Origin of the sequence: Paraburkholderia sp. SIMBA_054, assembly GCF_046534875.1 — a bacterium.
GTDB classification, from domain to species: domain Bacteria; phylum Pseudomonadota; class Gammaproteobacteria; order Burkholderiales; family Burkholderiaceae; genus Paraburkholderia; species Paraburkholderia hospita.
In genome coordinates this window covers 1-13,434 of record NZ_JAWRXV010000022.1, presented here as the reverse complement: position 1 = coordinate 13,434, position 13,434 = coordinate 1, and the positions used below count along the sequence as shown (strand labels likewise).

Sequence of the window (13,434 nt, the reverse complement as noted above, 5' to 3'; positions counted from 1 at the left end):
TCAGCTGCTTCACCCGCTTCGCAGCTAGATTGTTTCTGCCGCGCGCGCCGCGAAATTTTGCGGCGCACGCCCACGCTGCGGAGCATCGAGCCAGTTGCAAACGTCTATCGCAGAGGTCCGCAACGGGTTGTGTCGCGATGTGATGCGGCAGCGAAGTGGCCCAAGCGTTGCGACGCTACCCAAATACCGAGGTAATCAAGACTCCTTATGGACTGGGATTGAATAGTGAATTGCGCGGCGAATTCCAATCGTGCTCTTCGCCGCGCGTATGAGATGTCGCTGTGAGAAGGGATTCTCGGGGCGTCGACGCTATAGTGTGTCGCGCGTTGCCCGGCGGAATCGCCCGGCCGTTAAAGACGCGCTTTAAAATTTTTCGCGCATGCCGATCCGCACCAGCGCCTGGCGATTTGAACTGGACGGCGTGACTGTGTTGATCGCCGCGACTGCCGGTTTTCCCAGCGAATTGGTGCCGTTCGCGAGCTCATAAGCGGCGCTCGCGTAGACGTCGAAGCGTTTCGACAGGAAGTAGTCGACAATCATGCTGAACTGGCTATAGTGCTGCGCGCCATGCCCACCGACGCCCGCACCGTTGGTGAACTGGTATGCACCCGCCAGCATCAATGCCGGCGACACAAAGTAGCGGCCGTTGAGTTCGACCGTATTGAACGCCGCGGTGCCGTCGCGGAAATGCATCGGGTTCGGGCCGCCGTCCGAACCGAGTCCATTGAAGCGGTAGTTGGTGTAGTTCACGTTCACAGCCGCATCGCCGACGTCATAACCGGCGCCGAGACCCGTGATCTTCAACGAATTGGCCGATGCATAGCCGCTGAAGACCGGCGCCGAGAACAGTAGCACGCCGAGCGTGGTCGGAGTGCCGTCCCACATCGTCGTGTTCGGACGATTGTAGTTGCCGTATGCGGCGGCGGCCTTGAACGGGCCGTGCGCGTACCGTACGCCGACGCTGTAGGTGCTGTTCGTCGAGATCGAACCTGGCTGGCCGCCGAGGCTGCCCATCACGGTGGCCGCGAAACCGGCGAGGTCCGGCGTCGTGTACGACACGGAGTTGTTGATCCGGTAGGAACCGACCAGATCGTCGACGTCGCCGGGGTGGCCAGTCACTGAGCCGATCGTCGATTGCGCGCTGCCGAACGGTCCGACGTAGTTCGTGATCGAGTCGTACATGCGGCCCGCCTTAAGCGTACCGAACCGGTCGCTCGCCAGACCCACAAACGCCTGGCGGCCGAACAGCCGGTTGTTCTGCGACAACGTGCCATTGTTGGGATTAAAGCCGTTTTCGAGCGTGAAGATGGCCCTCAACCCGCTGCCGAGATCTTCGCTGCCTTGCAGGCCCCAACGGCTCAGCGCCGGGCCTCCGTCCAGCATCTGCACATTTTGCTTGCCGCCCTGATTGCTCGTCACGCTCAATGTCGTATCGACAATGCCGTACAGCGTGACCGAACTCTGTGCGGCACACACGGCTGGAATGCCGAACGCGGCGACGCCGCACATGATGATCGATTTCATTGGATAGTCTCCAGTCTGATTGTTGTTGCGCTGCGTTTTCAAATAGGTCGAGAGCGCGGGATGAGAAAGTCGTTGCGGCGAGAAGTGCAATACGAGAAGCGAGGAAGTGCGGACGGCCGTCTCCGGCGGTCGTCATCAGCGTTGCGCCGGCCTGGCGTCAGCGCCCGGCGCCGCCAAACGGCCCATACACCTCGCGCGGATTCGTCACCAGAATCTGCTTGAGCGTGTCGGCGTCGTCGATCCATTCGCTGAGCAGATCGACGAGGTCGCCGTCGTTGGGCATGCCTCGGCCGCTCATGTTGACGTGCGGCCAGTCGCTGCCCCACAGCAGGCGATGCGGTGCATGCGCAACCAGCGCGCGGGCGAGCGGCGTGACCGGTGCGTACGGATAGTCGCCGGGCGTGCAGCGCATGGGGCCGGACAGCTTGACCCAGATGCGGCCGGTGTCGATCATCTTCAGCAACGCCTTGAACGCGGGCTGGTCGACGCCGCCGTCGGCCGGAATGCAGGCGAAGTGATCGAGCACGACGGGCACGGGCAGATCGAGCAGCGCCTGCGATTTCTCCAGCAGATCGTCGGGGCCCGGATAGAACTGCACGTGCCAGCCGAACTCCGCGATCAGCGCGGCGATGCGCGACGACAGCCGCGGCAGTGCGCCTTTGTGACTGGTGCCGACGAAACGGGCACCCCGCACGCCGAGCCGGTCGAGCCGTTCGACATGCGCGGCATCGGCGTCGTCCGGCAGCAGCGCGACGCCGCGAAAGCGCTCACCGAAACGTTCCAGCACGTGTTCGAGGTGCTGGCTGTTCTGGCCGTAGCCGCCGCCGCTCACGACTACCGCACCGGCGAGGCCGAGGGTGTCCTGCTGAGCGATCTGCGTTTCCGGCAGCGCGTCGGCGGCGATGTACTTGCTGTCCGGATGAAACGGATATTGCGCCGCGGGGCCGAACAGATGAATGTGCGTATCGATCGAGCCGGGCGGCAGCCGCAGCCTCGGTGTCTTTGGATGCGGGTCGGGCGGTTGGGTCAGTGACGGCGGCATGTTCGCGGCTCTCCTGGTGGACTCAATTGGCGGTGATATTGGCGCGCTGGACGACCGTGGCCCATTGCTTGAGCTCGAACGAGATCTGGCTCTGGAACGCTGCGGGCGTGCTGCCGACCGGCTCGACGCCGTACACGGCAAATTGCTTGAGCAGCGCCGGACGCTTCAATGACTGCACGATGGCCTGATTGACCGTGTCGACGACCGCCGCAGGCGTGCCCTTCGGCGCGAGGATGCCCATCCACAACGTGCCTTCGTAGCCGGCCACGCCGCATTCGGCCATCGTCGGAACATTCGGCAGCAGCGGCGAGCGTTGGGCGCTGGCGAGAGCGAGCGGCTTCAGGCGGCCGGCGTTGAGCTGCGGCAGTGACGTGACGATGGTGTCCATCTTGATCGCCACCTGGCCGCCCAGCAGATCGTTCATCGCGGGCGCCGCGCCCTTATAGGGGATGTGCGTGACCTTAATGCCGAGCTTTTGCAGCAGCAACTCCATCGTTACGTGAGGCAAGGTGCCGATGCCGGCGGAGCCGTAGTTGAGCTGGCCCGGATGGGCCTTCGCATACGCAACAAAACCCTTGAAGTCCGAATACGGCTGCTTCGAATTCGCGATCAGCAGTTCGGGAATCTGCGCGGCGAGCGAGATCGGCGCGAAGTCCTTTTCGGTATCGAACGGCAGGTTGTGGAGGATCGCGGGATTGATCGTATGGTTGGGTGTCGCGAACAGCAGCGTCAGGCCATCGGGCTTCGAGCGCGCCACGCGTTGCGTGGCGATGGTGCCGCCCGCGCCCGGCGCGTTCTCGACTATCACGTGGGTTTTCAGTTCGGCACCCATCTGCACGGCCAGCAGGCGCGCGACGGAATCGACCGTGCCGCCCGCCGAAAACGGCACGATGAGCGTGATGGGGCGATCGGGATACGCGCTGTGCGCCGCGGGCGCCACGCAGCCGGCCAGAGCCGCCAGCGCAATGCACACACGCCGCCGCAGATGAGGGGTGATCTTCATGACCGTCTCCGTTGGGGGATTCTGTGGATCCCGATTCATTAGTAGAGCGAGACGATAATGCGTGCGGGCTTGCCGGACAAATGATTGATTTTCACGGTCCCATGAATTGCTTGAGGTGAAGCGGCAACGCGTCGCGACGGTGAAAAAAACGAATCTCCCCAGCAAAACAATTCATTTGATACGGTAGAGGCCCCTTATTTAGACTATCTGCCGACCGACTGTTCGGGCAGGTTCGTGCAGTTCACCTGCCCGGCACACAGAAGCGGCCAACCTTGGAGACAGAAAGATGATTTTTCAACACGCCGGATCGCCGCTGCGCATTGCGCGCCGCCTGCTGGCTTCGCTTGTTCTTGCCACCGGCGCGACCGGCTTGTGCGCCGCGCCAGCGGCCGCGCAGTCGAAATATCCCTCGCAACCGATTCGCGTGGTGGTGCCGTTCGGGGTCGGCGGGCTCGCCGACATCACGATGCGCATCGTCGCGAAAGAACTGAGCCTGCGTTTCGGCGACAACATCATCATCGACAACCGGCCCGGCGCGGGCGGTATCGCCGCGGCCAACGCCGTGCTCAGCGCGGCGCACGACGGCTATACGGTCGCGCTGTTCGCCAACGGCACCGCGATTGCCGGCTCGCTGATCAAGCTGCCGTTCGATCCGGAAAAAGACTTCAAACCGGTTTCACGCATCGCCTACTTCGACTTGCTGGTGCTGGCGAAAGGCGGCGGTAAGCTGAATACCCTGCACGACGTGCTCGCGGCGGCCGCCAAACGGCAGATCACGATGGGCGCGATCAACCCCGGCAGCACCCAGAACCTTTCCACTGAACTCTTCAAATCCACCGCGAAGCTCAATGCGGTGGTGGTGCCCTATCGAAACACCGGCGACGTGATCTCGGGACTCGTGCGCGGCGATATTGACGTCGGCTTCGAATCGTATGCGGCGGTGAAGGGCTCGATCGCGGCCGGACAGGTCCGCGCGCTCGCCACCACCGGCTCGAAGCGCACGGCATGGCTGCCCGATGTGCCGACGGTGGCTGAAGCCGGTGTGCAGAACTATGAAGTCACCGGCTGGAATGCGCTTTACGTCGCAAACGGTACGCCACAGGTAGCGGTCGACACACTGAACCGCCAGCTCGGGGAAGTGTTGTCGTCACCGGCGCTGCGCACACAACTGCGCGCGCTCGGCACCGAGCCGATGGGCAGCACGCCCGCTGAGATGGCAAAGATTTTTCACGACGATGCAGTGAAGTGGCACGAGGTCATCGAACGTGCCGGCATCAAACCCCAATGAACAAAGGATTAATGTGCAAGCAAATCTGGTGGAAAACGACCTGCTGATCATCGACACGCACGTGCATGTCTTCGAACGGAACATGCCGCTCGTCAGCAACCCGCGTCATACGCCGACTTACGATTTCTCGACTGAACAGTTGCTGGCGGTGATGGACGGCAACGGCGTCAAACAGGCGGTGATCGCCGCGGCGAGCCCGTGGGGTGACTACAACGACTACGTGATCGCTGCCGTGCGCGGTCATTCGCGGCTGCGCGGCACGGTGATCCTCGAACCCGGCGTCGAACGCGTGGTGCTCGACGAGATGGACCGCGCCGGCGTGGTGGGCGTGCGCCTGCCGTTCATCAGCATGAGCACGCTGCCCGATCTGACCACGTGGGAATACCGCAAGCTGCTGCGCCGCCTCGTCGACCTCGACTGGCACGTGCATCTGCATCTCGACGGTCCGCGCTTGCCGCAGGTGCTGCCGCTGCTCGAACAGTCGGGCGTGAAGATCGTGATCGACCATATCGGTCGGCCCGATCCGCAGACCGGTATCGAGAGCGAAGGATTCAAGGCGATGGTGCGCTCGGTTGAAAAGGGCCGCACGTGGGTCAAGCTGTCGGGCGCGTACCGGCTCGGTGCGAATGCGCGCGAGTGCGCGCAGGAACTCTACCGCCGGGTGGGCGACGACAAGCTGGTGTGGGCAAGCGATTGCCCGTTCGTTGGCGCGGAAGGCCAATTCGAATACGCCAGAACCATCGAGTGGCTGCGCGGCACGATTACCGATCCGGTATCGCAGCGCAAGATTTTTGGCGAGAACGCGCAGGCGTTCTACTTTTCGTGAACGCAGCGGGTGACGGCTACGGAGATTCGCATGGATGACCTGATCGAGCGTATCGGCAAGGACCGGCTTGGCGGTGCGCTGATGGTCCTGACCGGCGCGGGCGCCGCGCAACAGGGCATCACCTATTCACTGGGCACGCTCGCCGCGCCCGGTCCGGGTCTGTTTCCCGGGGCGCTCGGCGTCTTGCTGATGCTGGTCGGTCTGGCCATCGCCATCACCGGCACACGCAATCCCGCTGCGGCGAGCGCGGCTGCACGCTCGCTCGCCGGCGCTGACGCCGCCCCGCCCGAGCCTGCGCCGCGGCCCGAATGGCGAGGCTGGTTCTGCATCGTGCTCAGCATCGTCGCGTTCATCGTGTTGGGCAGCCACGGCGGTCTCGTGCCGGCGAGTTTTGCGGTTGCCTTCATCGCGGCGCTCGGCGACCGCGACAACACGCTGCTCGGCGCGGGCATGCTCGGCGTGGCGATGGCGGTGGTATCGGTGGTGGTGTTCTGGTGGCTGCTGCAACTACAACTACCTTTGTTTCAGTGGAATTGATCCAATGATTGCGCAATCGATTCTGGATTTGTTGCAAGGCTTCGGCGTTGCGCTACAGCCTCATAATCTGATGTGGTCGTTCGTCGGTGTGCTGATCGGCAATCTGATCGGTGTATTGCCGGGCATGGGTGCGCTATCGGCGATTTCGATGCTGCTACCGCTCACGTACACCATGCATGCGGTGCCGGCGATCCTGATGCTCGCCGGTATCTTCTACGGTTCGCAATATGGCGGAGCGATCGGCGCGATTCTGCTGAACCTGCCCTGCCATCCGCCTCACGCGGTGACCTGTCTCGATGGTTATCCAATGACGCGCCAGGGCAAGGGCGGCACGGCGCTGGGCATTACGATGATTGCATCGTTCTTCGCTGCGTCGGTCGGGATCATCGTGATGATTTTCGCGTCGCCGCTGCTGGTGAAGATTGCCTTCAAGTTCGGGCCGCCGGAGATATTCTCGATCATGCTGCTCGGTTTGCTGGCCGGTGGGACGATGTCGCGCGGCTCGCCGCTCAAGGGCATCGCGATGACGATTTTCGGGCTGCTGGTCGGCAGTGTCGGCACCGACGTGAACAGCGGGCTAATGCGTTTCACTTTCGGCATGCCAGATCTGTCAGACGGCATTGAACTGGTCGCGCTGGCGCTCGGGTTCTATGGCGTCACCGAATTTCTGCGCAACGTGAACCGGATGCATTCGGTGGGCGGCACCACCACGCTGCGCATGCGCGACATGCGCCCCAGCAAATCGGAACTGAAGCAGGCTTTCTGGCCGATGATGCGCGGCACAGCGGTCGGCACGCTGTTCGGCGCGATGCCGGGCACCGGGCCGACCATCACCACGTTTATCGCCTACGCGCTCGAGCGGCGTCTGTCGAAGAATCCCGAACGCTTCGGCCAAGGCGCGCTAGAAGGGGTCGCGAGCCCTGAAGCCGCGTCGCACTCGAAGACCCAGGTCGATTTCATTCCGACCATGAGTCTGGGCATACCTGGCGACGCAGTCATGGCGCTCATTCTCGGCGCGCTACTGATTCACGGCATCCAGCCGGGTCCGCAACTGATTACCGAGCACGAAGATCTGTTCTGGGGGTTGATTGCAAGCTTCTGGATCGGCAACGTGCTGCTGGTGTTGCTGAACGTGCCGATGATCGGCGTGTGGGTGAAGCTATTGCGCGTGCCGTATCGTTTTCTGTTTCCGTCGGCGCTGTTCTTTATCTGCGTCGGCGTGTACAGCACGAATAACAGCCTGTTCCAGGTCGGTGAGGTAGCGGTGTTCGGGCTGATCGGCGCGTTGCTCGTCGCCCTCGAATTTCCGGTGTCGCCAATTCTGCTCGGCTATGTGCTGGGGCCGATGGTCGAGGAAAACTTCCGGCGCGCGATGCTACTCTCACGGGGCAGCCTGACGATCTTTACCGATCGTCCGATTGCACTCGGCTTTCTGATCGTCGGCACATTGCTGATCGTGGGCCAACTGTTCTTCGCGTCGCGCACCTGGGTGCGCCGGCGCGACGAGGCGCGTATCCGGCTCTTGCCGGAGGCTGCAACAGCGACCGACGACTGAGCGGGAGGCCTGGCTGATTGTCAGCGGGGTCGAGTGTCCTGTCTGCGGGCAGGACACCCGGTTATGCGTGCGCCTTGTCAGTACTGGCCGGTCGCTGCCACGCGTTGAATGCCGCCAGACGGTTGCCGATGTCCTCGATGATCATTTCGCACAGCGCGGTCGCCGCGGGCACCAGCAAGGTTTCCGGCCGCATCACGGTAGCGAGGCAGCGCGTGATCTGCGGCTCGACGAGCGGCAGCGCCACGACGCCGGGGTAACTGGTGGCTGCGAGACACGGCACAACCGTCAGCCCTAGGCCGGCGCGCACAAAGTCGATCGCGGCACCGGTGTGCTGCGTCTCATACCCCCAGCGGTATTGCATTCGGCGATTGCCGAGCGCGTCGTCGATTGTCGTGCTGTTGCCGGCGTGCAGACTGATGCGGACCAATGTTTCGTCGATCAGATCGTCCCAGCGCACCACCTCGCGTTCGAGCAGCCGGTGGCCGAGCGGGCAAACCAGCGCGAACGGCTCCTGCGTGAATCGCTCGATGGCGAGATTGAAACGTGTCGGCGCATTGACCGATATGCCGAACGCCGCCGATTCGGAATCCACCAGCTCGGCAATCTCGGCAATCGAGTTGTCGAACATGCGCACCGCGATGTCGGGATAGACCGTCGCAAAACGCTTCAGCACGTTTGGGATGTGCGATGTGGCCAGGGTCGGCAGGCACGCGAACGTCAGCCATTGCGGCGCGCTGCTGCGATGCTGCCGCAATGTGTCGTACGAGCCTTCGAGTTCACGGATCGCGCCGCGCACGCGCGGCAATAATGCGCGGCCGGCGTCGGTCAACGTGAGTTCGCGTGTCGTGCGCGCGATCAGGCGCACGCCCAGCCCTTCTTCGAGCTTGCGGATGCGGTGGCTGATGGCGGTCTGCGACAGATTGAGCTGCACGGCGGCGGGCTGGAAGCCGCCGTTTTCGACAATGCTCAGAAAGGCCTGCATGCCCAAGAAGTCGATTTGCATCCCGCGATAGTAGCGGCAAGGTTTCGATCCTGCAATTCTGGCTTGCCCGGGGATCGCTGAGTGGAAAAGCACGGGCCAGACTGCGGCACGGACCGGCCGAAGTGGCGGCGGCGCGGCGGTCCGCAACACAGGATTGCGCTGTATGGCAGGCCGTGCAGACGCTGCGGTCCGTCAACCGCCGGCTTTACGATTGATTGTGCCGCCGCCGTTTATCCCGGCCTTCGTCGTTGTTGACGGTGCGTATGGCCGAAGCCGGAGACCGCGCGAAACCGGGATGAGACTGAAGGACGAATATCGTGGCGCGGCGCGCGACCACATGTCGACTGAATTTCAAGCAGGACAAGTCTATTCAAAATCCACGGGCAGCTTGAACGATGCGACAGTCATTCCCAGCTTCTCCGTCTGCTCTTCAAGTGACTGCGCTGCGAATGCCCCTTGTTCCACGACCGCAGCGTTTCGCTGTGTCACTTGGTCCATCAAGATGACCGCCTGATTCACCTGTTCGATACCTCGACTTTGCTGTTCAGAGGCATTAGCAATCTCCGTCACCATTTGAGACGCATGTTCAATAGCAGTCTTCATCTCATCCATTGCTGCGCTAACCCGAGCAGCTTGCTCGGACCCGTCGCTAGTCGTTGCAACAGATGAGACGATCAATTCCTTGATTTCTCTCGCAGCAGATGCCGAACGTTGCGCGAGGCCGCGCACCTCACTTGCAACAACGGCAAATCCTCTTCCCTGCTCGCCCGCACGAGCTGCCTCAACGGCGGCGTTCAGAGCCAGAATATTGGTTTGGAATGCTATCCCTTCAATGACCCCGGTTATCTCGGAGATCTTGCTCGAACTCGCGTGTATCTTCCCCATTGTCGCAACCATGTCATGAACGACGCCACCCCCTCTCTCAGCAATTCTCGTTGCCTTCAATACCTCCTCCTTCGCCCATCGCGCATTGTCCGCGTTCTGTTTCACGGTTTCTGTCAGTTGCGTCATGCTCGACGCCGTCTCCTGCAGCGACGCAGCCTGCTCTTCGGTACGTGCAGAAATATCAACGTTTCCAGATACGAGTTCTCGCGTAGCCCTTGAGACCGTGTCAGCAGACACGCGAACGGCGTAGACCGTCTCCTGGACCCGCATCATTAACGCATCGAAAGCGATTGCCGCACGCCCGAATTCATCCATGCGCGGACTCGATGACCGCTTCGATAAGTCAAGTGTCTCTGCGATATCCTCAAGCTTCTTGCCCATCCGATTCAGTCCTCCACATACGACTGCATTGAGATGCGCGCCGCAGTAGATCGAAACGATGCACCCCATCGTTGATAGAAGAACCATGCCCATCGATACCGTCCGGTACATTGGTAACCTGGCTACATCCGATTGAAGAAGTGTGATCAGATTCCATACTCCTGACACGAGCAGGAACGCGCCCATCACCCCGAAAGCACCAAATAATTTGAATCTGATCGTGAGAACCCGTGTCTTCAATTTTCTTCCTTCGTGGCTCGCGGCATAAACCCAGAACAGGGTCCAGTAATGCGAACGCCGCACATCAACCTGTACGGCGCGCACATCATCAACCCTTCTTAGATGTGCACGCAATTCCAACCGCATCGATCCGCAAGCCGATTCGACATACTTCGTGCGTAGCACCTCTCCAAAGAAACTGGACGAACAAAGCGAGGCTAGAAACGCTGCTGCATGCCCACCATGAAGCCCACCTGGTTCTTGCCCGTACCAACTGAGCCTCCAGCCGAGACCGGGATTGCTGAAGACGGACTGTTGAATATGTATCCAGCAGACGAATACACTGAGGTTCGCTTTGAAAGGAAGTAGCTTACGCGCCCAACCACCAACGTCGCGTCCGAACGAGTACGCAATATATACCGGACCGCCTGTGCGTCAACCGATATCGCGGGCGTCAGCAGATAGGTACCGCCTGCGAAGAAAATATCTGACTGGCTATGAGTGGTGCTGGACGTGTTTCGTCTGATCCAGCCCGCTCCAAGTTTCAGGTTTCCGTATTTTGCATAGCCGTCAACGATAGTCCGTGTGTCAGTATCTGCGCTGCTGGACAACGGCGCAGAAGCTCCCGTACCTCCGCGCATGACGTCATAGGACGCGGTGACTCCAAAATTGTCCGACGCATATGCGAGCATGGCGGTGTACTGCCGACACGCGACGAAGTCGCCGGGGACTTGACCTGCACAATTGGTCGCTGAAGCTCCTGCAGGGCCTGCAGCATCACGGCCAAAACTATATGTTCCGCCGAGGGTAAAACCACGCCACTTTCCCATGTATCCAATCGCGTTGTCGCTGCGCGCGTTTGGCAAATATGTATCAAAAACTGCCAGTGAGTGGTTTGACGGTCCGATGACATCCGCGTCGGTCAACGCGTACAACGTCATGTTCATTTGTCGGCCCAATGTCAAACTTCCGTACTGGCTGTCAATCCCCACATTTGCTGCGCGGCCGAATATTCTTCCGCCGTAACCTAACGCGCCGTTGTTAACTGCGAATCCGTTTTCGAGCACAAAGAACGCTCTATACCCACCACCGAGATCTTCGACCCCCTTCAGCCCAAAACGCGATGGCAACTTGCCCGACAGACTCGGCATTCCAACAACGGATCCACCCGCCGCTGTTGCGTTGTTGTAGTACTGAATTCCCGTGTCGATAATGCCGTATAAGGTAACGTTGCTCTGCGCATGGGCGTTCCCCGCCAGCACGGCTGAAATCGATAAGAAACCTAAACTCCATCTCGCTTTCATGAAAGTCTGTCTCCAAACAATGTAGTAGTACTTATTAATATCTAAGTTATTATTTTTTAACGACTAGCCGATGTCATTCCGAGCTTGATCCAGACAACAGTGAAGCCATGCCACCGATGGCATGACGACCTACTACAAATCCAGTACAAGCAACTTCGATTTGGAGCGGGAGATGCAAACCGCCATACAATCTCCCTGCCTTTGCTCCTGGGCTGTCAGGAAACAGTCGTGATGCTCCGGTACACCGTCAAGCACTCTTGTCACACACGTTCCACAAACACCTTGCTCACAGGAAGTCTCTACCTCGACACCTTCGACTCGCAGCATGTCGACGATCGTCTTGTCGGCAGGAACCGTGAGAACTTTCCCGGAACGTGCAAGCTTCACATCAAACGACGTCTGCGTGCCTTGATCGGTAGGATCTGCACCGGCAAAGTACTCGAGATGAACAGCATCTTCCGGCCAACCGCAGCGAGCCGCGACAGCACGGACCGTGTCCATAAAGGCTTTCGGTCCGCACAGGTAGAGATGACTGTCCTCATACCTGTCGTTAAGAGCGCCTTCGAGGACTTCTTCGACCGCGTCGTGTTCCAGTCCAAAGAGCAATCGGCAGGACGCCTGGAGCGGCCCAGCTTCGAGTTCATCGCGGAAAGCGGCGTGACGATCGGAGCGCGAGAAGTAGAGAAGTTCAAATTGCTGCTGCTTGGCCCCTAGAGCGCGCGCCATGCTGATGATCGGCGTAATTCCGATGCCGCCGGCGACGAGCAGAGTGTGGCCGGCATTTGCGCTCATCTCGAAATGATTTCGGGGAGCAGAAATGCGCAGTTCACTCCCAATCTCAAGCGATTCATGGACGAATTTCGACCCACCACGTGACGTGGGCTCCAGCTTGACAGCAACCTGATATCCAGATGTATCGCCGTGCGGGCCACACAAGGAATATTGCCTGGTAATCCCTTGCCCCAGATGAAGATCGATGTGTGAACCGGGGTTCCAGTTCGGCAAGCTGGTCCCGTCTTGGGGCTCCAACCTCAATAAGCGAATATCTTGAGCAATAGCGTCAGCGACTGCGACTCGAACGGCGATAGTGTTCATGACCAGAAAAATCTCGATGAATCAAACAACACACAAACGGAGCGTCGATACCAAGCTGGCAAACCAGCGTCCTCGTTGATGGGAAAAAACTGCAACGAGGCCTTTCCCGTTCAATAGAAGGCCCGGGCTTGCCAGACATGTCCATGTGACGCTACTTCACGGTCTATCGGCGTATGTGCTAACCAGATGAACTCTCTTGCGGGCGGAACAGGTCGAGACTCTCGGTATAACGGGCGCAATACTCTTCCTTGGTGTCGCCATTTGTGATCTCTCCCGTCACTACGACCATGTCACGGAAATCATTGTCGGCTTCGCTACGAACCACGCCACGTGGATCTCCACCTTCGGCGATAACCTGGGCCGCCTCGTCAAGCATCCGACGCGCGCGCACGATGGCAATGTCCGACGACGACAGGTGCTCGTTCGCCTGTTGGTGAATCGTGCCCTGCGACTGCGTGATAGCAATGTCGTGTACGGAAAAGCATTCACCAAGCCCCAGGTAGGCTTTCCCCTTCATTGACTCCCGATCTTGGGAATAAAGGTTGTCCCATTTCCGACGCATGCGATCGCCCTCTTCCTTTTCGGATTGGTACTGGGCCTCAAGAGCGTCCTTGTTCAGCTGCCCGCTGCGATGGAAGATGAATTCCCACCGCCAGTGATGCTGGTCGTCGATGGGCACGTCCCAAAGCATCGTCAGACCCCCCTCACCCAGGTACCCCTTCTATGAGCAGGAAGTTGTCAAGGCCTTTCACGAACTGGACCCCCAGGTAGGTTTTGTGGACGCCATGAACTG

12 protein-coding genes are annotated in these 13,434 nt (G+C 60.3%); 4 read left to right on the top strand and 8 right to left on the bottom strand.

The window, feature by feature from the left end; translation table 11 throughout:
- Positions 1–363: 363 nt before the first annotated feature.
- The 3 genes from SB822_RS25515 to SB822_RS25505 all read right to left on the bottom strand — a co-directional run bounded on the left by SB822_RS25515 (position 364) and on the right by SB822_RS25505 (position 3,569).
- Positions 364–1,524 (bottom strand): porin, encoded by a 1,161-nt coding sequence (locus SB822_RS25515; protein WP_079503510.1) that lies wholly within the window; start codon positions 1,522–1,524, stop codon positions 364–366.
- 157 nt (positions 1,525–1,681) lie between these two features.
- Entirely contained in the window at positions 1,682–2,566 is an 885-nt protein-coding gene (locus tag SB822_RS25510; RefSeq protein WP_114223958.1) for an amidohydrolase family protein, read from the bottom strand.
- Positions 2,567–2,588: 22 nt separating this feature from the next.
- Complete coding sequence (locus SB822_RS25505) at positions 2,589–3,569, bottom strand: Bug family tripartite tricarboxylate transporter substrate binding protein (RefSeq protein ID WP_007584455.1); 981 nt, start codon at positions 3,567–3,569, stop codon at positions 2,589–2,591.
- A gap of 466 nt (positions 3,570–4,035) precedes the next feature.
- On the opposite strand from SB822_RS25505, the gene SB822_RS25500 reads away from it, so the two are divergent.
- The 4 genes from SB822_RS25500 to SB822_RS25485 are packed head-to-tail and all read left to right on the top strand — an operon-like array spanning position 4,036 to position 7,775.
- Positions 4,036–4,857, top strand: a complete 822-nt coding sequence (locus SB822_RS25500) for a tripartite tricarboxylate transporter substrate-binding protein (RefSeq protein ID WP_242680971.1) — start codon at positions 4,036–4,038, stop codon at positions 4,855–4,857.
- A gap of 13 nt (positions 4,858–4,870) precedes the next feature.
- A complete protein-coding gene (locus tag SB822_RS25495; RefSeq protein WP_007584453.1) occupies positions 4,871–5,683 on the top strand; it encodes an amidohydrolase family protein in 813 nt (270 codons plus the stop codon).
- 30 nt (positions 5,684–5,713) lie between these two features.
- On the top strand, positions 5,714–6,220 hold the full coding sequence (locus SB822_RS25490; protein ID WP_007584452.1) for a tripartite tricarboxylate transporter TctB family protein: 507 nt from the start codon (positions 5,714–5,716) through the stop codon (positions 6,218–6,220).
- A gap of 4 nt (positions 6,221–6,224) precedes the next feature.
- The gene (locus SB822_RS25485) at positions 6,225–7,775 is read left to right on the top strand and encodes a tripartite tricarboxylate transporter permease (RefSeq protein ID WP_007584450.1); all 1,551 of its coding nucleotides are present in this window, start codon (positions 6,225–6,227) and stop codon (positions 7,773–7,775) included.
- 61 nt (positions 7,776–7,836) lie between these two features.
- Here SB822_RS25485 and SB822_RS25480 read toward each other — a convergent pair whose 3' ends face one another.
- The 5 genes from SB822_RS25480 to SB822_RS25460 all read right to left on the bottom strand — a co-directional run bounded on the left by SB822_RS25480 (position 7,837) and on the right by SB822_RS25460 (position 13,320).
- On the bottom strand, positions 7,837–8,757 hold the full coding sequence (locus tag SB822_RS25480) for a LysR family transcriptional regulator (protein WP_410855901.1): 921 nt from the start codon (positions 8,755–8,757) through the stop codon (positions 7,837–7,839).
- 366 nt (positions 8,758–9,123) lie between these two features.
- A complete protein-coding gene (locus tag SB822_RS25475; protein ID WP_242684240.1) occupies positions 9,124–10,383 on the bottom strand; it encodes a methyl-accepting chemotaxis protein in 1,260 nt (419 codons plus the stop codon).
- Positions 10,384–10,460: 77 nt separating this feature from the next.
- Positions 10,461–11,546: a porin gene (locus SB822_RS25470; RefSeq protein WP_086917141.1), complete on the bottom strand. Its 1,086-nt coding sequence runs from the start codon at positions 11,544–11,546 to the stop codon at positions 10,461–10,463.
- A 132-nt stretch (positions 11,547–11,678) separates the two neighbouring features.
- The gene (locus tag SB822_RS25465; protein ID WP_410855900.1) at positions 11,679–12,641 is read right to left on the bottom strand and encodes a PDR/VanB family oxidoreductase; all 963 of its coding nucleotides are present in this window, start codon (positions 12,639–12,641) and stop codon (positions 11,679–11,681) included.
- A gap of 178 nt (positions 12,642–12,819) precedes the next feature.
- Positions 12,820–13,320, bottom strand: a complete 501-nt coding sequence (locus tag SB822_RS25460) for a hypothetical protein (protein WP_410855899.1) — start codon at positions 13,318–13,320, stop codon at positions 12,820–12,822.
- Between the last annotated feature and the right edge of the window lie 114 nt (positions 13,321–13,434).

Bases quoted from the DNA above. Each gene is read 5' to 3' on its own strand.
- SB822_RS25470 (WP_086917141.1), bottom strand. From the start codon at position 11,546: ATGAAAGCGAGATGGAGTTTAGGTTTCTTATCGATTTCAGCCGTGCTG.
- SB822_RS25510 (WP_114223958.1), bottom strand. From the start codon at position 2,566: ATGCCGCCGTCACTGACCCAACCGCCCGACCCGCATCCAAAGACACCG.
- SB822_RS25485 (WP_007584450.1), top strand. From the start codon at position 6,225: ATGATTGCGCAATCGATTCTGGATTTGTTGCAAGGCTTCGGCGTTGCG.
- SB822_RS25465 (WP_410855900.1), bottom strand. From the start codon at position 12,641: ATGAACACTATCGCCGTTCGAGTCGCAGTCGCTGACGCTATTGCTCAA.
- SB822_RS25490 (WP_007584452.1), top strand. From the start codon at position 5,714: ATGGATGACCTGATCGAGCGTATCGGCAAGGACCGGCTTGGCGGTGCG.
- SB822_RS25500 (WP_242680971.1), top strand. From the start codon at position 4,036: ATGCGCATCGTCGCGAAAGAACTGAGCCTGCGTTTCGGCGACAACATC.
- SB822_RS25505 (WP_007584455.1), bottom strand. From the start codon at position 3,569: ATGAAGATCACCCCTCATCTGCGGCGGCGTGTGTGCATTGCGCTGGCG.
- SB822_RS25515 (WP_079503510.1), bottom strand. From the start codon at position 1,524: ATGAAATCGATCATCATGTGCGGCGTCGCCGCGTTCGGCATTCCAGCC.
- SB822_RS25480 (WP_410855901.1), bottom strand. From the start codon at position 8,757: ATGCAGGCCTTTCTGAGCATTGTCGAAAACGGCGGCTTCCAGCCCGCC.